Genomic DNA, 22,617 nt, shown 5'->3' on the forward strand with positions numbered 1-22,617 from the left:
CGGTTCCGCACCCTGACGAGTTGGAGCACGCATGCCCCAGCACGTGCCTTCTCCGCTGCGCGCCGCAACCCCGCGGGTCGCGCAACGGCTACCGGCACCTCCCCCGCAGCCGCGCCGGATCGTATTCCTCGCCCGCCGCGACCTCGCGAACCCGGCCGCGGGTGGATCCGAACTGCTCGTCGACCGTCTTGCCGACGGCCTGAGCAAGCTCGGCCATCAGGTCACCCTCCTGTGCGGGGGCCCTGCCGCCTTCCGCGACTACCGCGTCGTCTCGGCGGGCGGTGACCTCGGGCACTATCTGCGCTCGCGGTCCGCCTTCACCCGGCAGGTCGGCGACTGCGACCTCCTTGTCGAGGTCTGCAACGGCATGCCGTACCTGGCGCCGCTGTGGCACCGCGGTCCCACGCTGTGCCTGGTCAACCACGTCCACACCGATCTGTGGGGGATGCGCTTCCAGGGTGCGCTCGCCCCCGCGGCCCGGCTCGGCCGAAGACTCGAACACTGGTCGCTCTCCGGTGCCCAGCGCGGCAACCTCCTGGTGGCCGTATCGCCGTCGACGGCCTCCGCCCTGCGCGCGATAGGCGTCGAGCGTGAGCGAATACGCATAGTCCACAACGGGGTCGAGGAGCCCGGCCCGCTCCACCCCCGCTCCGACGAGCCGATGTTCCTGGCGATGGGACGGCTCGTCGAGTACAAGCGCATCGACCTGCTCCTTCGCCTCTGGGAGCGGGTCAGGCCCGTCACCGGCGGACGCCTGGTGATCGTGGGCGACGGACCCGAGCGCGAGCGGCTGCAACAGATCGCCGGGCCCGGCGTCGAGTTCAAGGGCCATGTCTCCGAGGCCGAGAAGCACCGGCTGCTCTGCGAGGCGTGGATGCTCCTTCACCCCTCCGCAGTCGAGGGCTGGGGCCTGGTCATCACCGAGGCGGCGACCCGCTCGACCCCGGCGATCGGCTTCGACGTACCGGGCGTACGTGACTCCATCGAGGACGGCGTGACGGGGCTGCTGGCCCGCGGCGAGAGTTCCTTCGCCGCCGCCTGGTGCACCTTGGCGCTGAGCGCCGAGCGCCGCAGGGGCCTCGGCAAGGCCGCCGGTGAGCGGGCCACCAGCTACCGGTGGGCCAATTCCGTACGCGAGTTCCAGGCGGTGGCCTCCGAGGCGATCGTCTCGCACCAGACAGCCCAGGGGTCCGCGTGAAGGATCCGTCCCTGCGCCGTTCCGTCACCCTCTTCCGGGCCTTCCTGCGCGAGCAGCAAGAGCCCGAGCGGTGTTACACCCTGCTCGCCCGTGACGCCGCCGACCAGGTCGAGGCCTATGGACCGGTCAAGGGCCGTGTCGTCGTCGATGTCGGCGGCGGCGGTGGCTATTTCACCGAGGAGTTCCGGCGGCGCGGCGCGCAGAGTTTCCTCTTCGAGCCGGACCCGGCCGAACTGGGCGCCAAGCCGCCGGAGGGCTCCGTCGTCGCCGACGGGTATCTCCTCCCGCTGGCGGACGGCGTCGCCGATGTCACGTTCTCCTCCAACGTCCTCGAGCACGTGGACGATCCGCAGACGTTCCTCAGCGAGATGGTGCGGGTGACCAGGCCCGGCGGGCTGATCTATGTCTCCTTCACCAACTGGTACTCGCCGTGGGGCGGCCACGAGTGGGCGCCCTGGCACTACCTGGGCGGCGCCCGTGGGCGCGCCCGCTATGAACGACGTACAGGCAAGGCAGCCAAACACACGCTCGGCGAGAACCTCTTCGCTCACCACGTCGGCCCGACCCTGCGCCAAGTGCGGGCGAGGGGCGACGTGTCCGTCGTGTCCGCGCGGTCCCGCTACTGGCCGTTCCTGGCCAGTGGCATCACCAAAGTGCCGGGTGTACGCGAGTTCGCCACCTGGAATCTCCTTCTCATCCTCAGGCGGTGTCCATGACCACGGTCCAGGCCCCACCCCCGGCGGCAGTCCGGCCAACGGCTGACGCCCCCGAACCCGGCAGAGGCCCGCGCTCCAAGCGCTGGCTGCTCGGGTTCTGGGCCGTGGTCTTCGTCCTCTTCCTGGCCGTGAAGCCAGGGCGGATGACGTTCGACACGAAGCTGGGGGTCGCCGTCGACCCCTGGCAGTTCCTCTCCGACCTCGGCCAGCTGTGGCACGACCGCGGCGGATTCGGCGGCATCCAGGACCAGTACGTCGGCTATACGTGGCCGATGCTGCCGTTCTACGGCCTCGCGGACCTCGTCCAGCTCCCCATCTGGCTCGCGGAGCGCCTCTGGCTCTCGCTGATCGTGGCGACCGCCTTCTGGGGTGCGCTGCGGCTCGCCGAGAGGTTGCAGATCGGCAGCGGCACCAGCCGGCTGCTCGGCGCGGTGGCTTACGCCCTGTGGCCGACGTTCACCGTCGTCGTCGGGTCGACGTCGGCGGCGGCGCTGCCCGGCGCCCTCCTGCCCTGGGTGCTGCTCCCGCTGACGAACGACCGCATCAGCGCGCGGTCGGCGGCTCTGCGGTCCGCGCTCTTCATCCCCTTCATGGGCGGCGTGAACGCGGCGGCGACGCTGGCGTCCCTCCTTCCTGTGGGCCTGTATCTCCTGTCGAGGCCGAACGGCCCGCGCAAGCGGAAGCTGATCACCTGGTGGGTGCCCGGCGTCATCCTCGCCACCGCCTGGTGGGTGGTGCCGTTGTTGATGCTCGGTATCTACGGCGAGAACTTCCTTCCGTACGTGGAGAATTCGGCCACCACGACCGGCACGATGTCCGCCACGGAGACGCTGCGCGGCGCCGGCAACTGGGTCGCCTATCTGAACTTCGGCGAGGCATGGCTGCCCGCCGGCTGGACCGTCGCGACGTCCGTGATCGTCGTGGTCTGCTCGGCGCTCGCCGCCGCCCTCGGCCTCGCCGGGCTCGCGCGGCGTGATCTGCCCGAGCGGCGCTGGCTCGTCCTGACCGTGCTCTCGGTCGTGCTGATCACGCTCGCCGGTTACGGCGGCGCGTTCGGGGCCCCCTTCCACGAGACCGTGCAGTCGTGGCTGAACGGCGGGCTCGTCCCCTTCCGGAACATCTACAAGTTCCAGACGGGCCTCGCGCTCGCGCTGGTCCTCGGCCTGATGCACCTCGTGGGCGTGGCCTCGCAGGCGCGCGGGGCGCGGCCGGTGCGGGGGCGCAAGTTCGCCCCGCTGATCGCGGCCCTGCTCGTGCTGCCGGGTCTCGCCTTCCCCTACCTGAACGGCTCGATCCTCCAGCCCGGCTCCTTCCAGAAGCTGCCCACCTACTGGGAAGCGACGGCCGACTGGCTGGAGAAGTACTCCCCCGACTCCCGCGCGCTCGTGGTGCCAGCCACCGCGCACGGCATCTACACCTGGGGCTCGCCCATCGACCAGCCCCTCGACGTGCTCGCGGAGTCGCGCTGGGCGCAGCGGGACTACGTCCCGTTCGGCACGGCAGGCAACCGGCGCGCGATGGACGCGGTGGAACAGGCGCTCGCGACCGGCGGCGAAGTCCCCGGTCTTCGCGACTACGTGACGCGCGCGGGCATGTACTACGTCGTCGTACGCAATGACCTCGACCCCGACCAGGTCGGCAACGTACCGACCGCGACCGTCAAGCGGACCCTGGAGGAGTCCGGCTTCGAGCGGGTCACCGGCTTCGGTCCGAAGGAGACCGGCGGGAAGATCCCCAACGACACTCCTCTCCAGGTCGAGGGCCTCTACCCGCGCCAGCGCGCGGTCGAGATCTACGCACCGGGGTCGGGCGCCGAGCGGCCAGGGCAGGCCGGGATCAAGCCGGTCTCGAACACGGCCGTGGTGAGCGGTGGCCCCGAGTCGCTGCTCCAGCTGTCCGCCGACCCCTCGATGCGGGACCGCCCCTCCGTCCTGACGGGCGACAACCACCCGGGCGTCGGAACTCCCGGATTGCAGGCGGTCGGTGACGGACTGCGCCGTGCCGACACGCGCTTCGGCCTGGTCAACTCCAACACCTCTTATACGTACACACCGGGCGAACGCAACGCGAGCGGAGCCCTTCAGGACGCGGGAAAGAAGCCGCACCAGATCCTGCCCACCTCGGGGATCGAGCACCAGACGACGGCTCAGCTGCGCGGCGCGAAGTCCGTGACGGCGTCGAGCTACGGCAACTGGCTCTTCCACCTGCCGCAGTACGACCCCGTGAACGCCTTCGACGGCAATCCGGCCACGGCATGGGCCGAGGGCAGCCCCGGAAAGCCCGACGGTGCCTGGATCAAGGCCGAGTTCAGGTCCAAGGAGTCCGTCCCGTCCTCGATCCGGCTCACGCCACTGCCGCAGGAGGGCGTGCGGGCCGCGCCCACCCGGGTGCGGGTGGAGACGGAGCAGGGCAGCCGTACGAGTTCGCTGCAGCCCAACGGCATGCGCCAGAGCGTCAAGGCACCTGCGGGCGACTCCAGTTGGCTGAAGGTCACCATCCTGGACGCGCAGATCGGCAAGGCGGGTCTGACGGGCGCCGGGTTCTCGGAGATCACCGTCCCGGGCGTGCGCGTGACGAAGCTGCTGCAGCTGCCCACGGACACCGGGTCCGCCGCCAGGACGCCCGCCGAGGGCGCCGACGCGACGACGTACTCGATGCACCGTTCCTCCGACCCGAGCGCCCTGTCGCCGGTGAACACCGAGGCGGGGCTGCACCGCCGCTTCACCACTCCGGCCGAGGCCGAGTACGAGGTGAAGGCGAGCGCGGTCGCCGTGCCGGGGTCCGAACTGGACAAGCTGCTCTACAAGGTGGCGCCCGAGCAGAAGGACCAGATCGTCGCGAGCGCCGACTCCACGTCGAAGCTCGGCGGCGGCCTGTCGCCGCGCAATCTCACGGACGGCGACCTGACTACGGCCTGGATCGCCGGTGACAGTCCCGTGGTCCATCTGAAGTGGAAGGGCAAGGAGGCGATCGACGAGATCGTCCTTCCCGCGGCGGGCGGGCTCTCCACGCGCCCCGAGAAGGTCGAGATCAGCTCGCCGGACGGCGCGGCGATCGCCGGCGTCGACGAGAACGGCAACGTCCGGTTCCCGCCGATCACCACGGACGAGCTGACCATCACGGTCACCAAGACCGCGCCGCTGAAGGTCCACAACCCGGTGGCGGACGACGAGTTGCAGCTGCCGGTGGGCCTCACCGAGGTCTACGTCCCGGCCCTGGACAAGTACCGGACGAAGCAGCCATCGGCCTCGTCGACCTTCGAACTCGCCTGCGGTGAAGGCCCGGAGCTCGCCGTCGACGGCAAGCTCCACGCGACGAGCGCGAAGGGTTCGGTACGGGATCTGGTCGAGCGGCGGGCCATCGAGGTGACGCTCTGCTCGCGCGGCTCGGAGAACACGGCCCTGTCGCTCGGCGCGGGCAAGCACACCGTCGAGGCCGGGGACGCGGGTCCGCTCGCCCTCATGGACGTCTCGCTGACGCAGGGGACGCCGGGCGCGATCGACCGCGAGTCCCGTTCGCTGAACATCAAGGACTGGCTCGGCGACCGGCGCGAGGTGTCGGTGGGCGCGGGCTCGGCCTCGTACCTCTCGACCTACGAGAACATCAACGACGGCTGGAAGGCCACGCTGAACGGCAAGGAGCTGTCGTCCGTACGCCTCGACGGCTGGCAGCAGGGCTTCCTGGTCCCGAAGGGCGAGGGCGGCACGGTCAAGCTGAGTTACGAGCCCTCGCGGATCTACGAGATCGGCCTGATCGGCGGCGGGGTCGGGGTGCTTGCCCTGATCGCCCTGGTCCTGATCCGGCGCCGCGAGCCGAACCCGGACGGCCCTGACGTGGCGCCGCCCGCGCCGGGTCTGATCCTGGGCACGGTGGCGCTGACGCTGGTGGCCGCGGTGATCGCGGGCTGGTTCGCGCTGCTCGTGCCAGCTCTCGCCCTCCTCGCCTGGCGCCGTCACTCGCTGCTCGTCCCGCTCGCCTTCGTGGCGATGGCCGGGGCGGGGATCGCGGCGGCGGTGGGGGCGGGTGAGCCTGCCACGGCGGACGAGGGCGCGTTCAGCCCTGCCGCCCAACTCCTTGCGCTGATCGCGCTGTTCGCGGCGCTGGTGAGTGTGCGGGGTGCGGCTCCGGCTGCGCCGGCAGCTTCCGGGTCCGGTGACACCGGTGGAGAGGCCGCTCCGTGGGGGCCGCCGCCTGCGCACCAGCCGCCGCCCGCGGCTCCTCCGGCGGCTCCTCCGATGACGCCGTCGCCGGGTCCTGACCGGGACCTGGGTACGACTCCGCTGCCGCGCCGGAAGCGCGGGGAGAGCGGGGAGAGCGGGCCGGGCTCCGATGCGGACTCCGGTGGTGGCGCCCCGCAGGCGGCGACCAGCTCGACCATCTCCGCCAGGGGCCCCGCGTCGGCCCAGCCGGAACCGGCAGCGCCGGGTACCCGGACCGCGCGGACCACGCGCTTCAGGCGGCGCAGGCCAAGGGCGACGGACGGGCCCGTGGGAGCCGCGGCGCCGTCCACCCCCGGGGAGGACACGGACCGATGACCGCACTCGATCACCCGGCACGTCACGCGGACGGACCCGAACGGCCCCCGGAGCGCGTGCCGTTCCCCGTCGTCGACGAGGTCGCAAGGCACTGCCTCCAGGAGGAGGAGCCGGAGACGGTACACATCGAGGTCCACCTGCCCGGCACGCCGGACCCGGACCGCCTGAAGGCCGCGTTCACCGAGGCCCTGCGCCGCCACCCGCGCATCCTGATGCGGGAGGCGCGGGGGCCTTGGTACCGCCGCCGCTACGAGTGGGAGCTGACGGCGGAGCCGGACGTGGAGGTCGTGACGTTCCCGCCCCCGGAGCGGGACGCCTTGAAGAAGGCCCGCACCCGCTCCCTGTCGGAAGCCCCGCCCCTGTCGGCCTCCCCACCGATCCGCCTGGAGGTGATCGCTTCCGGCGGGGACGCCGACGCGGTCGCCTCCGGCGGTGGTAACGGTGCGGGGGGCACGCCCACCGGCACCCCAGATACCGACGAGACAAGCGCCGAGTCACCCGCAGGCACGAGCCCCACCGACGGCCATGCCGCCAGTGTCCTCTTCCTCACCATCAATCACACCGCCCTCGACGGCCCCGCCTGTCTCCGTGTTCTCGCCACCGCCGCCGAGCTGTACGGCGGGCAGGACAACTCGCCCGCCGCGCCTCCTCTGCGTACGCCTTCGGCCCCCGCGCCCGAGAGCGCGGACGTCGTCGGTGACGCGCCCTCCGGCTGGGCTCCGCCTGCCCGTGTCTCGCGCGGGGCCCCCGAGCCCTCCCCCGGCAACGGCATGCTCGTCGCCGAGTTGCCGGTGCCTCGGCGGCCCAAGGGGGCGCCGTTCACCGTGAACGATCAGCTCATGGTGGCGACCGCGCTGATGATCGCGCACTGGAACCGGGAGCACGGGGCGCGGCCAAGGCCCTTCCGGATCACCATGCCCGTCGACGACCGGACCCGGGACATGGACATGCCCATCGGGAACGGCACCCGTCTTGTGGAAGTGCCGTTCAATGCCGCCGAGTTGACCTCTGAGGAGTGGGGGCCCGACGACATCGGGGCACTCCTGCGCCGCACCGCCGACCGCACCCGCGCCCTCAAGGCCCTCTCCCGGCCCCAACTCGGCCGCGGAGCCGCCCTTTTGACCTCCCCCGTGCTGCCCGTCACCCTCAGAGCCGCCGTCACGCGCGGCCTGCGCAGAGCCGCCGCGCCCTGGACCTCCACCACGCTGCTCAGCAACATCGGGCGCGTTCCGTACCCCCTCGACTTCGGTGACGCCGGCCGCGCGTACGCCGTCTGGTTCTCCGCGCCCGCCCGGCTGCCCCGCGGTCTGACCGTGACCACGGCGTCCACCGCGGGCCGCCTGCATGTCGCCCTGCGCTGGTCGAAGACCCTGCTCAGCAGCGGCGACGGGGCACATCTGCGCGACCTCTTCGAGCACTACCTCCACGCCACCGAGCACACGGAGGAGGGGAGTACGCCGTGACCAGTACCAGTACCAGTACCAGCACCGCGCCCCGCGACCTGCGGGACTTCTACGAGGACCCCTCCGTCCCCGTCGCGTCCGGCGACGCCCGCAGCCTCCGCCAGGCCCGGATGCTCGCCGACGCCCTCGGCCCCGCCACCGCCCGCACCGCCGTCGTCCTCGACATCGGCTGCGGCGACGGCACCGCGGCGGCGACCGCCGCCCCGCTCCTCGCCGGGCATCGCGTCATCGGCGTCGACTGGTCCCAGGACGCCCTCAAGCGGGCCCACGCGCATCTGCCGTACGTCGTACGCGGTGAACTCACCGATGGAGGGCTGCCGTTCGGCGACGGGTCCGCCGATGCCGTGCTCTTCAGTGAAGTCATCGAGCATCTCGTCGATCCCGACAGCGCCCTCGACGAGCTGCGGAGAGTGCTCAGGCCGGGCGGGCATCTGATGCTGTCCACACCCAACCTCGCCGCCTGGTACAACCGCGGGCTCCTGCTCGCGGGGGTGCAGCCCGTCTTCTCCGAGGTCAGCCTGCGCGGCATCCACGGACGGCCGGGGAGCGAAGTCGTCGGGCATCTTCGGCTCTACACCGCCCGCGCGCTGCGCGAGTTCGTCGCCGCGTCCGGCTTCGACGTGGTGCGCCTCGCCGGTGCGCCCTTCCACGGCGTACCGCGTCCGCTGCGCGCCCTGGACCGGCTCGCCTGCGCCGTGCCGAGCGCCTCGTCGATCCTGCTGCTGCACGCCCGAAGGACGTAAGGACATGTGGTGGGGTGTGGCCGCCGCCCTGCTGGCGAACGTCCTCTACAGCACGGGCTTCGTCCTGGAGAAGCGGGCCCTGACCGCGATGCCCTCCGTCAGCGTGCGCAGCCCGGCACGGCTGCTCAAGCAGGTCATCTCCAGCCCGCTGTGGATCGGCGGATCGCTCGCGCTCGCCGCCGGGTTCGGCGCGCAGCTCGCCGTCTACCGGACGCTGCCGATCGCCGCCGCGCAGGGCATCTTCGTCTCCGGGCTCGTGCTCCTGCTGCTGCTCTCCTCCGTGCTGCTCGGCGAGCAGACGTCGGGGCGCGAGCGGTACGCCGTCGGGGCCATCCTTCTCGCGCTGCTCATGGTCGTCCTCTCGCTGAGCGAGGAGTCGGACACCGTCAGCCGCAGCGCGCCCGTCCCGCTCGTCCTCACGGTCTGCCTGCCCTCGCTCGCCGCGGGAGTCCTGCTGTACGGATCGGCCGAGCGGCGCGCGAAGCACCGGCACCGGCTGCCCACGACGGGCGTCGAGTACGGGGTCGCCGTCGGGCTCCTCTACGGCGTCAGCTCGCTCGCGATCAAGGGGGTGTCGAGCTATCTGACCACGGACGAACTCGGCTCCGCGCTGCTCGACCTGCTGCGCTCCCCGTATCCGTATCTCCTGCTCTTCACGGGTGCGTTCGGCCTGATCATGTCCCAGGCGGCGCTGCAGCGCTGCCGGGCCTCGCTCATCGTCCCCGTGTGCACGACGGTTACCGCGCTGTTCACCGCGGTACTCGGCACGCTGGCCTTCGGCGAACCGCTGCCGGAGGAACCGCTGCGGCTCGCCCTGCGGATCGCGGGCACGGCGCTCGCGGTCTCCGTCCTCCTCGCCATGCCCAAGCATGACGCGCCACCGCCCCAAGCAACGCCCCCGACCAAGGAGTTGACGAGCTGATGAACCCCGAAGACCCCCTCCTGAAGATCCTTGCCTGTCCGCTGGACAAGGGGCCGCTGCATCTCCTTGAGCCCGCGGAACCCCTCGTACCGGAGGAGGTGCTCTACAACCCGCGGTTGCGCCGCCGCTATCCGATCATCGACGGCATACCGCAGCTCCTGCCCTCGTCGGGCGAGCAGATATCGGAGGACGAGCACGAGCAGCTCCTGAAGCGGATCTCCCCGTGACGGGCCCCGAGAGGTCCGTCCCAAAGCCCCACAAGACCGTGGCCGCCCGCCTCGCCCCGCACCTCCCCGCCCGCCTCATCGGCGCCCTGGCCCGCCTCGTCTACCCCCGCTTCGAGCCGGAGCTGGCCCGCCTCGCCGACCTCTGCCCGCGCGGCTGCGGCACGGCGGTGGACGTCGGCGGCTGGTACGGCCCCTGGTCGCGCCGCCTGGCCTCGCGTGCGCGCCGCGTGGTGACGGTGGAGCCCGTCCCGCATCTGGCCCGGTTCCTGGAGACCTCCACGCCCGGCAACGTCCGGGTGATCCAGGCCGCGGCGACCGACCGCCCCGGCACGGCCAGGCTCTGGCTGCCGCAGGGCGACCGCGGGGACCGCGGGGTCTCCTCGCTCATCCGCAGGGACATCCACGCCAAGGCGGTCGAGGTGCCCTGCCTCACCCTGGACGGGCTCGGCCTGCGCGACGTCGACTTCATCAAGATCGACGTGGACGGCAACGAACTCCAGGTCCTGCACGGCGCCCACGATCTGCTCACCCGGGACCGGCCCGCCCTCTTCATCGAGCTGGAGTCCCGCATCCAGCCGATCAAGCCGATCATCGAGCTGCTCACCCGGCACCACGGCTACCAGGGCTGGGTCCTGCCCCACGACACCTGGGTGCCGCTCGACGGCTTCGACCTGGAGGCGCACCAGAACGACACGTCGTACGTCGTGTCGCAGGGCCTGCTGCGCAGGGTGCTCACGCCGCGCAGGCCCCGGTACGTCAACTCGGTGCTCTTCCTTCCCGGCGGGCGGCGCCCGGGAGCGGCGGCGGTGCGCGACCATGGAGCGCATGTCCGCTAGCTCCGCCTCCGGCCCCACTTCATCGGGCCCGTTCACTCCTCTCGACTTCCAGCTGGTCCTGTTGCGCCGCATGGCCGACCACAACCCGGACCTGGTGGAGGCGGCCCGCCACGGGCTCGGCGTCTCCATCGCGGACATGCGCGAGGCCAACCGCCGCTGGCAGGCGATGAGCCGCTCCCCCCGTTCACGCGGCGCCGTCTCCCGCTACCGCTCGGTGCTCGGCGCCCCCGAAGCCACCGTGGCCCGGCAGATCGGCGACCTGGAGTGCGAGGCCCTGCTGTGGCCGGTGCCGCTCTGGCCGGACCTGCGCTTCGAGGTCCTGCGCGCACCGAACGGCGCGGTGTGGAACGAGTGGCTGATCCGCGCGCCCGGCGCCCCGGGCCCCGCACTCCGCACCCTGGACGACCTCACTCCCTGGTCGTGCACGGTCGACGAGGCCGCCCGCGCGTTCGCCCCGGCCCGCCCGATGGAAGGCACGGCACCCACGCGCTGGCGGCTCGCCTTCACCGCGCCGGACGGCTCGGGTCAGCCGCGGCGCTGCGTCGCGGAGTTCACCTGGGGGCTGCTCCAGCGGCTTTCGCTTCCCGACGGCGGCTGACGCCTGCTACGGAGGAGCGCCACCGCCCCGACCGCGAGGGCAAGGGCCACCAGCAGCGCGCTGACCCACAGCGGCGAGCGGTGGCCGAGCCCCGCCGAGAGGGCGATGCCGCCGCCGACGGGGCCGATGGCGGCGCCCACGTTCAGCGCGGCCGTGGCGAAGCCGCCCGCGAGGGTGGGGGCGCCGGTCGCCGCGTACAGCGCCCGGGTGATGAGCGCGGAGCCGACCCCGAAGGACAGCGCGCCCTGGACGAGTACGAGGACGACCGCCGCCACGGGATTCCCGGCGGTCAGCGCGAAGAGCACCCATCCGGCGAGCAGCGCGACCGTGCCCGTGAGGAGAAAAGGAACGGGCCGCGCGTCCGCGAACCGTCCCGCGACCGTGACCCCGATGAACGACCCCACGCCGAAGAGCGCGAGCAGCGCGGGCACCCAACTCTCCGAGAAACCAGTGACGTTGGTGATCACCGGCGAGAGGTAGGTGAACGTACAGAAGGTCGCGCCGTTCACCAGCGCTCCGAGGAGCAGGGTGACGACGAGGCGGGGTGCGCGCAGCGACCGCAGTTCCCCGCGCGCGCCACCCGCCCCCGCGGTGTCGGCCGTACCGGCGGGCACGGACCGCAGGATCGCGAGGACGGCGGGCACCGAGACGAGGGCCACCGCCCAGAAGGCGGACCGCCACCCCCAGATCTGCCCGAGCAGCGCGCCGCCCGGGACGCCGGCGACACAGGCGAGGGTGACGCCCCCGAGCAGCACCGACGTGGCGCGCCCCTTGGCGTTCGGCTCGACCATGCCGATGGCGGCGACCAGGGCCACCGCGAGGAACCCGGCGTTGGCGAGCGCACCGACGACGCGGGTCGCGAGGAGCACGGCGAAGCTGGTGGTCAGCGCGCCGACGACATGGACGAGCAGGAAGGTGACCAGGAAGGCCAGCAACGCGGTCCTGCGTGGCCGGCGGCGGCCGATGACGGCCATCACCGGCGCTCCGATGACCATCCCGACGGCGAAGGCCGAGGTCAGGGTGCCGGCGGTGGAGAGGGACACATCGAGGTCGGCGGCGATGTCGGGGCCGAGACCGGAGAGCATGAACTCGGAGGTTCCTTGCGCGAAGACGGCAAGGCCGAGCATGTAGAGAGCAAAGGGCATGAGGGAACTCCGCACCCACGTCATGGGTCATGGGTCGACAAGGCGGCGGTTCAGCCGTGCGGCTGCCGCGCCAGGAAGAAAAGGGGGATGTCGGTCCGCGCTTCGGCGATCGATCCGGTGACGTGAGAGAGGGCCACCGGGCATGCCGGCCGGTGGCTAGAGTCTGTCGGACTCGGGACTGGACATGGCGGCAGGCTAATCAGGCCCCACGCGCCACGTCCACCCGATTAACTCGCGGCGGTCAGTATCTCCTTCGTCACGGCCGCCAGCGAGGCCGGGTGCAGGGCGAGGAAGAGGTTCGGCTCGACGAGTTCGAGCTCCATGACGCGGGGCGCGCCTTCGTCCGCGTCGTCGACGAGGTCCACGCGTGCGTACAGCAGCTCGGGGTCGCCCGGCACCGCCGCCAACGCCCGGTCGGCCACGGCGAGTTCGGCGGGGGTCGGCTGCCACGGCCGGAGGTCGGGGTGCGGCATCTTCTCGTCGTCGTACGCCGCGCCGGGCGCCAGCACCGCGCCCTTCTGTATGGCGTGCAGGAACCGCCCGCCGACGAAGACGAGCGCGCGCTCCCCGGTCTCGTCTATGCGCGGCATGTACGGCTGCACCATCGCGGTCAGACCTTCGCCGTGCATCCGCTCGATGTGCGCCGCGGCGGCCTCGTACTCGCCCTTCTCGTACCGGGCCGCGAAGCGCGCGCCCGCCCCGTACGCGGGCTTGACGACGAACGGGCCGTCGTCCGGGATCTCGATCGCCTCGCCGGGCGCCAGATAGGCGGTCGGCACGACGGGCACCTCTGCCGCCGCCAGCTCCTCCAGGTACCGCTTGTCGGTGTTCCACCGCACCACGGACGCCGGGTTGGCCAGGACGGTGAGCCGCGCGACCCGTCCCGCCCAGGCCACGAACTCGGCAACGCGCTCGCTGTAGTCCCAAGCGGACCGGATGACGACGAGGTCGAACCCTTCCCAGTCGACCCGCGGGTCGTCCCAGGACACGGTGGCGACGTCGGCGCCCGCCGCGCCGAGCGAGCGCGCCAGCTCGGGGAGGTCACGGTCGAGGCCGGTCTCCAGCTGAGGCCTGCTGGTGACCAGGGCGATCGTGGGGCGGTCGGGTGACACGTGGTCCTCCAGGGTTCGATGATCCGCCCCGCAGGATCTCATTCCTTAGGCCTCGGTAGTGATTCGTCTTTTGGTGGCGTCCGTGCGTGCGGTGCCGTATGTGGGTGCGAGGGTCGATTGTGTGACCTTTGCGCGGGGTGTGTCGTTGATCGGATGACAGCATCATGGCGGCGAGGGGGTATCGGTGAGCCGGAAGCTGCCGCTTGCCGAGGGCGAGACCGCTCGCATCGCCTGTGCCCGTGGTCTGCTGCGTACGGGTGTGGAGGAGAAGACCGGCGAAGTGCTGTCGGCTGCAACGCTGGCGGAGCGGGTGGGCTGGGCTGCTGATCTGGTGTCGGGCATGGTGGCCGGGCTGCTGGCCGAGCACTGGCACGCAGCCGATGTGGACCTGCTGGCCGCCGGTGAGGACGCAGCGGGGCGCGCGCTGCCGTCAAATGCCTGGATGGCTCTGCGGCGTCTTGGCTGGACCGTCGCGCCACCCGGGGGAGTTCGGGCCAACGACCGCATCGTACGCATGGCCCAGGAACAGGCCGGGCGCACGCTGCGCTCGGCGACATGGCGCGCCGATGTGATCGCTGGTGTCCTTGCGACCTGGCCCGATGAGCCCGCTAGGCGCACCGCCAGGGAGTGGGACGCGGTCCGTGCGACCGTGGCCGGGGGCCACCATCTTCCTTCCGGCGTCATCAAGTCCCGCACCCGGCAGATCATCACGTTCGTTACCCGGCACGGGCGGATGCCTGACGATGTGTTCGAGGTGGAGGCCGTGCCACGGGTGGCGCGGATGTTGTTGCTGTCTGCCTGTGACGGGCAGCAGGCCACCATCGAACGTGCCGACGAGCCGGGCCGGGCCCTGCTGCGCCTGCAGGTGCCGACCCGGCCTGATCCGCGGTGCTATACGGACTGGACGTGGGTGGCCTGCCCGCTCAGGCTGCCGCCGACGGTCCCTGCCGCCGTGGTGTTGCACCTGCCCACCCTGCGCGTCCATCAGGGTCGGGTGCGGGTCGATCTCGCCTACTCCCACGCCGTCCCCAAGGCACGGTGGAGCGGGCATGTGGTCGCGCTGGGCGTGGACTGGGGCCTGAACACCCTGCTGTCCGCCGGAGCTGTCCGTCTGCAAGAGGACGGAAGGATCACTGCCCTGGGTAGCGGTGGCATGTTCCGTGCGGCCGGAGTGCTGGCCAAACAGCACCGGCTGCGCCGTCACGGCGAGCAGTTGCACGCGAAGATCGCCCGGTACCAGCGGCTCACCGGCGGCAACGAGCAGCACGCCCTGGTGGCCAGGCAGGCGGTCCTGACCCAGGAGATCAGACACGTCAGCGACCGGCGCTCGAACCTCAACGACGCGTTGGCGTGGGCCGCCGCCCGCTGGGCCGTGGACCAGGCCATCGCCGCCGGGGCGAGCGTCATGTACATCGAAGACCTCCGCTCGATGGAAGCCCGCGGCATGGGCCGCACCCACAACACCCGCATGTCCCAGGCCGTGCGCGGGCAGATCGTGGCGCGGATGCGGCACCTGGCCGCCGAAAGCGGTATCGCCGTTGTCACCGTCCCGGCGCGCAACACTTCCAGGCACTGCCCGCAGTGCCTGGAAGTGTTGCGCCACCGCAAGGCCCCCGACAGGCCCACCACACCGGGCTGGAAATGGGCGCTGTGCGGCTCCTGCGGCTGGCAGGGCGACCGTGACACGGGTGCGTGGCGGCGTATCGCCGCACGTGGCCTGACACACCAGTCCAAGACCGCCACCGACCGCGCCACCCATGCCATGGTGATCCGCTCAGTGGTGGACACGCTCGAAGCGGGTGCGGTCATCACACCCCCCGCGCCCAAGACCAGCCGGACGGACCGGTCCAAGACTGGACCCACCCGGCGGCACACCACACGTCCGACGCCCAGGCGACGCCGGACACCCTCCCCCGCCAGGCCGCAGGGCCTGGCGGGCAAGCGTCCGGAGGGACACGCCCACACGGGCCGGAGACGGCTGCCCCGCGCAGCCCACCGGAACCAGGGCGTGACAACGATCAGCACACCCACCACAGCCGGTCAGCGGCCACGAGGAACGGCACTCGGCGCTGGATTCCACCTCCACGCCCACGCCACCCCTCCACGATGGGCGAAACCCGAGCCAGACCACCACGTCTGACACGGGATCTCGAAGCTGATCAGAGACGCTAACAACTTGTCGACGTGCTCCCGGCCAGGCAGCGCATAGGACCGCAGTCCCGCACCCGCGGCCCCGCCGTCCTTGGCGGGGTGGTCACCGACCATCAGGGTGTCCGCGTAGGGCAACCAGTACTCGGGGGAACGGAGTTGTTCGTAGAGGACGTCGGCGACGGGGGCGAGCGCCGGGGCCGATGCGTACCACGTGGTGAACGCGTGGCGGTGGGCCCTGGACGAGACGTCGCGTGCGTGCTGGGCCTCGATCACGGCGGGGTCCGAGAGGCCCGCCTCCAGGGAGGTGAGGATGGCGTACATCGCGGGCTCGTCCACCGGGTCGGGCAGTGCGGCGCGGATGCGGTCCTCGTAGGGCTGGATCTGGAACAGCGTCCCGGAAAAGTCGACGAGCACCGCCCTGGGGCGCGCTACAGGGGCGGGGGCGGTGGCGCGGATCGGACACTCGGGGCCGCAGACAGGCAGGAGCTGGGGAGTTGGCACGGGATCTCCCTGTCGACCGTCGCGTAATGCCGCGATGAGGATCTGTCGGCACGCGGCGCCCCGCGGAGGCGGGGCGCCGGTGTGGCACTTTCTGGCCGGCTCGGGCAGGTCAGAGGATGAAGACGCTCTGGGCGGTCTCCGTGTAGTACGTCTCGCCGGGATGGACGAGCCGCTCGACCGGGCCGCCGCAGCCCGGGCCGGAGTGCACCTCCGCGATAGCGTCGGTGTGGTTGGTCACCGAGGACGGGAACCAGTCGACGGGGTAGCAGCCGCTCGGGTCTTCGTACGCGTTGCCGTTGACGATCAGGACACCTTCCGCCGCGTACGCCGAACCCGGCACCGCCACCGTCAGAGTCACGGCCGCCGCGATCGCCCCCAGGGTCACGGCCATGCGTCGTCGCATCATGTTGAGATCCCCTCCACCGTGCGGGCCGCTCCCGACGCGACCCGCTGGAGTCACCCACCGTAGTCGATCAGGCACGCCACGTATCCGGCGTGCGGTTGCACCTGCCGTCAGCGTGTGCGCCGTTCACTTCTCTTCACCGCTCGGTCACGCCACTCACGCACCACGGTCACCAATCGGCCCAACTGGGCCTTATGCAACGGGAGTTCGTATGATGCGGCCATGGCGAGTCACGGGGATCTCATAGCGGGGCGCTACCGCATCACGACGCCGCTCGGGCGCGGCGGCATGGGCACGGTCTGGCGAGCGGAGGACGAGCTCCTGGGCCGTGCCGTCGCGGTGAAGGAGCTGCACGTCGACGCGGGCCAGTCGGCCGCCGACGCCGCGGGCAGGCGCGAACGCACGCTGCGCGAGGCACGCTCGGTCGCGCAGGTGAAGCACCCCGGCATCCTGGTCCTGCACGACGTCGTCCAGCACGACGCGCAGCCCTGGCTCGTGATGGAGCTGATCGACGGCCGCTCGCTCGCCGACCGGATGGCCCTGGAGGGACCGGTCCCGCCCGCCGAGGCGGCCCGCATCGGCCTCGCCCTGCTCGCCGCGCTGCGCGCCGCGCACACGGCCGGGGTCCTGCACCGCGACCTCAAGCCCGCGAACGTACTCCTGGAGGCGGGGACGGAGCGCGTGGTGCTCTCCGACTTCGGGATCGCGCAGGTCGCCGGGCAGACGACGCTCACGGAGACGGGCGCGTTCGTCGGGTCGCCCGAGTACACCGCCCCGGAGCGCATGTCGGGGAAGCGCACGGGCCCGGAGTCCGACCTGTGGTCGCTCGGGGTGCTGCTCTGCGCGGCCGTCGAGGGCGAGTCCCCGTTCCACCGCGACTCGGTGGCGGGGGTCCTGCACGCCGTCGTCATGGACGAGATCAGGGTCCCTGACTCCGCCGGTCCGCTGACTCCCGTCGTACGCGGTCTCCTTGAGCGGGACCCCGAGCGGCGGCTCGGCGCCGACGAGGCCGAACAGGCCCTGCGCGGCTTCCTGGTGGAGGAGCGGATGCCCACCGTCCCTCGCGCGCCGGTGGCCCCCGGGCCCGCGGCGCCGCCGCCGTCCGACGACGCGATCGTGCTCGGCTCAGCCCCGGCACCGGCCGCGCGCCCCCGGATCCGTACGGCGCTCCTGGCCGGCGCCCTGGTCCTCGCCCTCGCCGCGGGCGGCACCGGCGCGTGGATCATGACGCGGGGCGACTCCAGCCCAGGGGCGGAGGCGACGGGACGCGGCGGCGCCGCTGACGAGGTGCGCGAGAAGCCGGAGACCGAGAAGCCGGACAAGACGCCGTCCAAGAGCGCCGACAAGCCGAAGAAGCCCGGCAAGGACGGCAAGAACGGCAAGAAGAGCCCGGCCCCCAAGCCGTCCCCCGAAGGCACCGGCAAGCCCGCCCCGGCCGGTACGGCCGCCCCCGACAAGCCGGACAAGCCCGCCGACGACGATCCGGCCCCCGCGGGCTACCGGACGGTCTCCGACCCCACCGGCTTCAAGATGGTGACGCCCAACGGCTTCGCCCGCTCCGCCGAACCGCCCCGCGTCTACTACAACTCGGCGGACAACGCCTTCCGCATCGGCGTCCACCCCCAGCCCCTGGACCCGGAAGGCCCCCTGGCGGTGATGCGGCAGGCACACAAGGACGGCCCCTCGGACTATCCGGGCTACCGCGACGGCTCGGTCCGTGAGACCACGCACAACGGCCACCCCGCCGCAGTCTGGGAGTTCACCTGGGACGGCGGCTCCGGCGACGGCGGGCCGCGCCGCACGTACGACCTGAGCTGGGACGAGGGCGGCAAGATGTACGACCTGTGGGTCTCGGCACCCGCCGGGCGGGCGGCGGCGGGCGAGCGCCACTTCATCGAGGCGCACCGCTCCTTCACACGGACAGGCTGACGGGTTCGAGGGCTCGACTCCGGGCCCGCGAGCCCGCTCCTTGGAGACGCCGCGCGGCCAGAGCCGGTCGACCAGGACGCGTACGCCGTCCGAAAATGCGAACAGGGGAGCAGTTGTTCCCTGGAACAGGTGATCGTCGCGTCAGGGATTGCATGTGACGCAAGTGATTGACGATGATTACGGAACGCAAGCAACGGGCTGCAGACCGTAGTTGCTGCTTTCCCGGTCCATGTCCCGTACGGGGTCCGGGAGTTGGAACATCCGAAACATCCTGAGAAGTCCCACAAGGAGAAGCACCACCATGAACCTCATCACTGACGTCGTCGCCGGTCTCGCCCACTTCCTCGGCTGGCTGGTCTGACGTCACCCGAAGTGCCCGCAGCGACGCCGCCTCCCCCGTCCCACGGGAGGCGGCGTCGCCGCGTCGGAGCACGTCCGAGGAGAAGGTCAGCGCGTCCGGTCCGGGTAGAAGTCCCGCGTCGCGCCCTTGCCGTCCTTCGCCTTGCCGAGCAGGCCCGCCGGATACTCCACGAGCCAGTAGCTCGCCGCCCCGACCGCCAGCGCGACCGCGAGGACGATCAGCGCCGCGAACGGGAAGCCCGCCCGACCGGCGGGCACGAGGCCGGACTTGATGAGCTGCAGCATGACCGGCTCGTGCCAGATGTAGACGCTGTAGCTGATGAGCCCGACCGCCGTCACCCAGCGCGCCCTCAACAGGCCGTGCCAGCGCACCTGTTCCCGCGGGCGGACGTGCAGCGTGGCATGGAGCAGCGCGAACCACAGCAGGGCGGCGATCGGGTGGTAGAAGGTGTGGGCGAAGCTCTCCGCCTCGGAGAAGTACGACAGGGCGTAGAGCCCCGCGAGCGCCGCCACCGCGAGCGGCACCGTCGCCCGCGCGCTCAGCTTGCCCCGCTCGCCGAGCGCCACGAGCAGCACCGCGAGCGCCATGCCCGCCGCGAACCCCCCGAAGCGGGCCTGCGGGCCGAAGTACACCGGCCAGTCGGTGTGCGGCACCCCCACGACGTAGTGCGCGACGGAGATCCAGACCACCGGCAGCACGAAGAGCGCCGCGCACCCCGACAGGCACACGGCGACCCGCGCCCGCCGCGTCGCGAGCCCCCGGCACACCCGCACCGCGAGCGGCCCGAGCGCGACGAGCGCCAGGTAGAAGGCGACCTCCAGGGAGAGGGACCAGGTGGGCCCGAGGGTGTAGAAGATCCGCTCCTGGTCGAAGACGTGCGTGAAGGTGAGGTGCTCGACCAGGTCGCGCCAGTCGCCCGGCAGCGTCGGATTGCGGCTCGCCCAGACGACGAGCACCGCCAGGAAGTACAGCGGCAGAATGCGGATCGCCCGCCGGAAGAGGAAGGTCTTCCCCGTACGGACCGAGCCTCCGTCGATGGCAGCGCGGGCGTACGACAGCGTGAGCAGATACGCGGACATCACGAAGAAGAGGTCGATCACCTCCAGCGAGACCAGCGCGCCGAGCCAGGGGCTTTCGACGGGCGGGTGCGATCCTGCCGCGTCGTAGGTGTAGTACTCCTGCCACACGTGGAAGAGGACCGTGCTCAGGGCGGCGAGGCCGCGGTATCCCTGGAGTTCGAGCGCGCGCCCGCGGGTGGCGGGTGGCGCGGGGGCCGCCGCCTCGGGGGGCCGGGCGGCGGTCAGGGTGCTCGTGCTCATGTCCGCACCGCCGGCTCCGCGACGACCCCTGGTTCCGTGGCGGCCGCGCGCGGCGTGACCCGCCACTGCCGGTCGCCGAGCGCCTCCTTCAGGTGCGCCTGGCGCGCCACCATGTTCTTGAAGTGGGAGTAGAAGAACGTCGAGACGAGCAGGTAGCGCCAGAACCACGCCTTGCGGCGCCGCAGTTCGGGCACCGCGAGCCGCCACGCGAAGGCCGCCTGCACCACCCCCGCCGACAGGGTGAACGCCGCCGCCATCAGGCAGACCGGCACCGCCCAGTCCAGGCGGTCGGCGCCGCCCGCGCGCCACGCCGCGTGCAGCAGGATCGGCAGGATCTGGAGCGTCAGCCACGGCTGGACCTCACGCCAGCCGAGCAGCACGAACAGGCCCGTCTTCTGGCGCCGCGAGTACACCGGCGAACGCAGCGCGCCCCACAGGTGCCGCAGCGAGACCTGGAGCCAGCCCTGCGCCCAGCGCGAGCGCTGGTTCCACAGCGGGCGAAGCAGCGTCGGCGCGAGCTCACGCGAGATGAGCGTCCGGTCCATGGCGATCCGCGCGCCCTCGTTCAGGGCGCGCAGGGTGGAGTCGATGTCCTCGGTCAGCATCGAGCCGTGCATCCGGGTCCTGGCGAGCAGATCCGTGCGCCAGAAGCCGTTCGAACCGCCGAAGACCCCGAAGCCGTACATCCTGGTCCGTCCGGGATGGCTGACCGCGTAGATCGTCTCGAACTCGACGCCGACCGTCCTCGCGACCCACGAACTGTCGCCGTTGCGGATCACGCAGTGGCCCTGGACGACGTCGTAGCCGTTGGACAGCCAGTCCCACGCGTGCCGGAAGGCGTTCGGGGCGGGGTGGTGGTCGGCGTCGAAGATGCCGACGAACTCGCCGTGCACCCGCGTCACCGCCGCGTTGATGTTCTGCGCCTTGGACGTGCTCCCGGCCACCGGAAGCAGCACGAGCCGCGGATCGCGGGCCGCCATGTCGCGCAGGGTGTCCTCGACGGGCAGCGGGTGCGGGGTGTTGTACGCGAGGACGATCTCCAGGTCTCCGGGGTAGTCGAGCCGCAGGAACGACTCGACGGTGTCGACGATGGTCGCGGCCTCGTTCGGCAGGTACGCGGCGATGACGGCGCTCGCGGACGGATAGGGCTGGCCTGGCCGGTCGGGCCGGGACGTCGCGTCCAGCGAGAACAGGCACTCCAGCATGATGAGCAGGGCGGAGAGCACGAGCCCCGCCACCACCACCCAGTACGCGAACCCGGCCGCGTCCCAGCCCAGTTCGTACGCCTGCTGGTAGAGCAGGAACGGCACGCCCACGCCGAGGACCAGCGGAAGCACGGGCGAGAGGATACGGGTGGTCCAGGTGAGCAGCGCCCGGAGTCCGGCGCGGGCCCTGCGGTGGCCGTGCGGGGCGCTCGTCCGCATCCACGGCTCGTAGCGGACCGGGCGCAGATCCCGGTGGCGCACGGCCTCGGCGACGGCGTCCCGCGCGTGTTCGGCCGCCCGGGTGTGGTCGGCGTACTCGGCGAGCGGGGTCCAGCCGACCGCCGGGGTGAGCCTGACGTTCTCGTCGGCGACGACGAAGCGCGTCCCGGCCACGGACACGGCGAACTCCCGCAGGCTCCGCGTTGCGGTCTCCTCGTCGACGCCGGGCATGAGCACGAGGAGCTGCCCCGCCTCGTCCCAGCCGAGCCGGTCGCAGACACCGCCAAGTCGTTCCGCGACCCCGGCGAGGCGCTCGGCGACCTCGCGGCGCACGCGCGGTCCGAGCCGTGTCTCCAGGGCCGCCATCTCGGCGACGCCGACCACGGCGAGGACGCCACCGCGCCGGGCGGCGGACGGGCGGCTGAGCTCGCGGTCGAGTTCGTCCATGAAGTGCGTCCCCGAGTAGAGGCCGGTGCGCGGATCGCGCAGCAGGTTCTCCACCGGGACCGGGACGCGGTGCAGTTTGGCCGCGATCCGCGCAGACAGCTCGCGCGGGTCACAGGCCTCCGGCAGGCAGTCGTCGGCGCCGTGCCGCAGCAGGTCGGCGACGGTATCGGGGGCGTGGGTCCTGGCGCCCGTGACCATGAGCAGCGGTAGCGCCTGCCCCGCGGGATCGGCGCGGACCTCGCGTATGACGTCGAGGCCCTGCCGCCGCCCGTCCGGGCCGTCGTCGAGGGCCACGATCGCGTCCGGTGGCGCCTGCCTGACCTGGCGGTGTACGTCGCCGGGGACGGCGTGGGTGACGTCGTACCCGGTGAGTTTCAGCGTCCGGGTGAGCAGTTCACGGCTCGGCCCGGGTGAGCCGACGGCCAGGACGTGGCCGTTGTTCGGTGGTGTGGCGGAAGGGTGCGGTATCAGCACCGGTGTGACGGACATCTGTGTGGTCCCATCCTGTTCGGATTGTGGGGGGAGGACCGCTTCGGTTTTCGTTGGGCCACCAACTACCCCTGAAACAGGGCCAATCGGTCACACCA

General features: G+C 71.8%; 17 protein-coding genes. 11 read left to right on the plus strand and 6 right to left on the minus strand.

Going from position 1 to position 22,617, the window contains the following annotated elements:
* The first annotated feature begins 31 nt into the window (after positions 1-31).
* From E5671_RS17285 to E5671_RS17325, 9 genes are read left to right on the plus strand one after another with little or no spacing between them, the layout of a single operon-like run.
* Positions 32-1,198: a glycosyltransferase family 4 protein gene (locus tag E5671_RS17285; RefSeq protein WP_160504873.1), complete on the plus strand. Its 1,167-nt coding sequence runs from the start codon at positions 32-34 to the stop codon at positions 1,196-1,198.
* Positions 1,195-1,914 carry a class I SAM-dependent methyltransferase gene (locus E5671_RS17290; RefSeq protein ID WP_336605773.1) on the plus strand — a complete coding sequence of 240 codons (720 nt, stop codon included), beginning with the start codon at positions 1,195-1,197 and terminating at the stop codon, positions 1,912-1,914. The genes E5671_RS17285 and E5671_RS17290 overlap by 4 nt, the downstream gene beginning before the upstream one ends.
* The gene (locus E5671_RS17295; RefSeq protein WP_160510243.1) at positions 1,911-6,449 is read left to right on the plus strand and encodes a DUF3367 domain-containing protein; all 4,539 of its coding nucleotides are present in this window, start codon (positions 1,911-1,913) and stop codon (positions 6,447-6,449) included. Before E5671_RS17290 ends, E5671_RS17295 begins: the two co-directional genes overlap by 4 nt.
* Positions 6,446-7,912, plus strand: coding sequence for a condensation protein (locus tag E5671_RS17300; protein ID WP_160504875.1), 1,467 nt, complete (start codon positions 6,446-6,448; stop codon positions 7,910-7,912). The genes E5671_RS17295 and E5671_RS17300 overlap by 4 nt, the downstream gene beginning before the upstream one ends.
* Positions 7,909-8,655: a methyltransferase domain-containing protein gene (locus E5671_RS17305; protein ID WP_160504876.1), complete on the plus strand. Its 747-nt coding sequence runs from the start codon at positions 7,909-7,911 to the stop codon at positions 8,653-8,655. The genes E5671_RS17300 and E5671_RS17305 overlap by 4 nt, the downstream gene beginning before the upstream one ends.
* Before the next feature lie 16 nt (positions 8,656-8,671).
* Positions 8,672-9,577 carry a hypothetical protein gene (locus E5671_RS17310; RefSeq protein WP_160510244.1) on the plus strand — a complete coding sequence of 302 codons (906 nt, stop codon included), beginning with the start codon at positions 8,672-8,674 and terminating at the stop codon, positions 9,575-9,577.
* Positions 9,577-9,804, plus strand: a complete 228-nt coding sequence (locus tag E5671_RS17315) for a Trm112 family protein (RefSeq protein WP_160504877.1) — start codon at positions 9,577-9,579, stop codon at positions 9,802-9,804. The genes E5671_RS17310 and E5671_RS17315 overlap by 1 nt, the downstream gene beginning before the upstream one ends.
* A complete protein-coding gene (locus E5671_RS17320) occupies positions 9,801-10,640 on the plus strand; it encodes an FkbM family methyltransferase (protein ID WP_160504878.1) in 840 nt (279 codons plus the stop codon). The genes E5671_RS17315 and E5671_RS17320 overlap by 4 nt, the downstream gene beginning before the upstream one ends.
* Positions 10,621-11,238: a hypothetical protein gene (locus E5671_RS17325; RefSeq protein WP_160504879.1), complete on the plus strand. Its 618-nt coding sequence runs from the start codon at positions 10,621-10,623 to the stop codon at positions 11,236-11,238. The genes E5671_RS17320 and E5671_RS17325 overlap by 20 nt, the downstream gene beginning before the upstream one ends.
* Here the strand turns inward: E5671_RS17325 and E5671_RS17330 are convergent.
* Both E5671_RS17330 and E5671_RS17335 read right to left on the minus strand, forming a co-directional pair.
* Positions 11,166-12,383, minus strand: a complete 1,218-nt coding sequence (locus tag E5671_RS17330) for a Cmx/CmrA family chloramphenicol efflux MFS transporter (RefSeq protein WP_160504880.1) — start codon at positions 12,381-12,383, stop codon at positions 11,166-11,168. The genes E5671_RS17325 and E5671_RS17330 overlap by 73 nt on opposite strands.
* A gap of 227 nt (positions 12,384-12,610) precedes the next feature.
* Positions 12,611-13,495 carry an ATP-grasp domain-containing protein gene (locus E5671_RS17335; RefSeq protein ID WP_443032643.1) on the minus strand — a complete coding sequence of 295 codons (885 nt, stop codon included), beginning with the start codon at positions 13,493-13,495 and terminating at the stop codon, positions 12,611-12,613.
* 184 nt (positions 13,496-13,679) lie between these two features.
* Here E5671_RS17335 and E5671_RS17340 point away from each other — a divergent pair, with 184 nt between their 5' ends.
* The gene (locus tag E5671_RS17340; RefSeq protein WP_160504882.1) at positions 13,680-15,635 is read left to right on the plus strand and encodes a zinc ribbon domain-containing protein; all 1,956 of its coding nucleotides are present in this window, start codon (positions 13,680-13,682) and stop codon (positions 15,633-15,635) included.
* Here E5671_RS17340 and E5671_RS17345 read toward each other — a convergent pair.
* Complete coding sequence (locus E5671_RS17345) at positions 15,536-16,147, minus strand: hypothetical protein (RefSeq protein ID WP_202121151.1); 612 nt, start codon at positions 16,145-16,147, stop codon at positions 15,536-15,538. The genes E5671_RS17340 and E5671_RS17345 overlap by 100 nt on opposite strands.
* 109 nt (positions 16,148-16,256) lie before the next feature.
* Entirely contained in the window at positions 16,257-16,553 is a 297-nt protein-coding gene (locus tag E5671_RS17350) for a hypothetical protein (RefSeq protein ID WP_160504883.1), read from the minus strand.
* Between the two features lie 219 nt (positions 16,554-16,772).
* Between E5671_RS17350 and E5671_RS17355 the strand changes: the two genes are divergently transcribed.
* Entirely contained in the window at positions 16,773-18,479 is a 1,707-nt protein-coding gene (locus tag E5671_RS17355) for a serine/threonine-protein kinase (protein ID WP_160504884.1), read from the plus strand.
* Between the two features lie 447 nt (positions 18,480-18,926).
* Here E5671_RS17355 and E5671_RS17365 read toward each other — a convergent pair whose 3' ends face one another.
* Together E5671_RS17365 and E5671_RS17370 are read right to left on the minus strand one after the other, a co-directional pair.
* A complete protein-coding gene (locus tag E5671_RS17365) occupies positions 18,927-20,159 on the minus strand; it encodes an acyltransferase family protein (protein ID WP_160504885.1) in 1,233 nt (410 codons plus the stop codon).
* Positions 20,156-22,519, minus strand: a complete 2,364-nt coding sequence (locus tag E5671_RS17370; protein ID WP_160504886.1) for a glycosyltransferase — start codon at positions 22,517-22,519, stop codon at positions 20,156-20,158. Before E5671_RS17370 ends, E5671_RS17365 begins: the two co-directional genes overlap by 4 nt.
* Between the last annotated feature and the right edge of the window lie 98 nt (positions 22,520-22,617).

It is taken from the genome of Streptomyces sp. BA2 (assembly GCF_009769735.1).
In the GTDB taxonomy this organism is placed as follows: Bacteria; Actinomycetota; Actinomycetes; order Streptomycetales; family Streptomycetaceae; genus Streptomyces.

Bases quoted from the DNA above. Each gene is read 5' to 3' on its own strand.
- E5671_RS17285 (WP_160504873.1), top strand. From the start codon at position 32: ATGCCCCAGCACGTGCCTTCTCCGCTGCGCGCCGCAACCCCGCGGGTC.
- E5671_RS17295 (WP_160510243.1), top strand. From the start codon at position 1,911: ATGACCACGGTCCAGGCCCCACCCCCGGCGGCAGTCCGGCCAACGGCT.
- E5671_RS17300 (WP_160504875.1), top strand. From the start codon at position 6,446: ATGACCGCACTCGATCACCCGGCACGTCACGCGGACGGACCCGAACGG.
- E5671_RS17315 (WP_160504877.1), top strand. From the start codon at position 9,577: ATGAACCCCGAAGACCCCCTCCTGAAGATCCTTGCCTGTCCGCTGGAC.
- E5671_RS17325 (WP_160504879.1), top strand. From the start codon at position 10,621: ATGGAGCGCATGTCCGCTAGCTCCGCCTCCGGCCCCACTTCATCGGGC.
- E5671_RS17330 (WP_160504880.1), bottom strand. From the start codon at position 12,383: ATGCCCTTTGCTCTCTACATGCTCGGCCTTGCCGTCTTCGCGCAAGGA.
- E5671_RS17350 (WP_160504883.1), bottom strand. From the start codon at position 16,553: ATGATGCGACGACGCATGGCCGTGACCCTGGGGGCGATCGCGGCGGCC.
- E5671_RS17355 (WP_160504884.1), top strand. From the start codon at position 16,773: ATGGCGAGTCACGGGGATCTCATAGCGGGGCGCTACCGCATCACGACG.
- E5671_RS17365 (WP_160504885.1), bottom strand. From the start codon at position 20,159: ATGAGCACGAGCACCCTGACCGCCGCCCGGCCCCCCGAGGCGGCGGCC.
- E5671_RS17370 (WP_160504886.1), bottom strand. From the start codon at position 22,519: ATGTCCGTCACACCGGTGCTGATACCGCACCCTTCCGCCACACCACCG.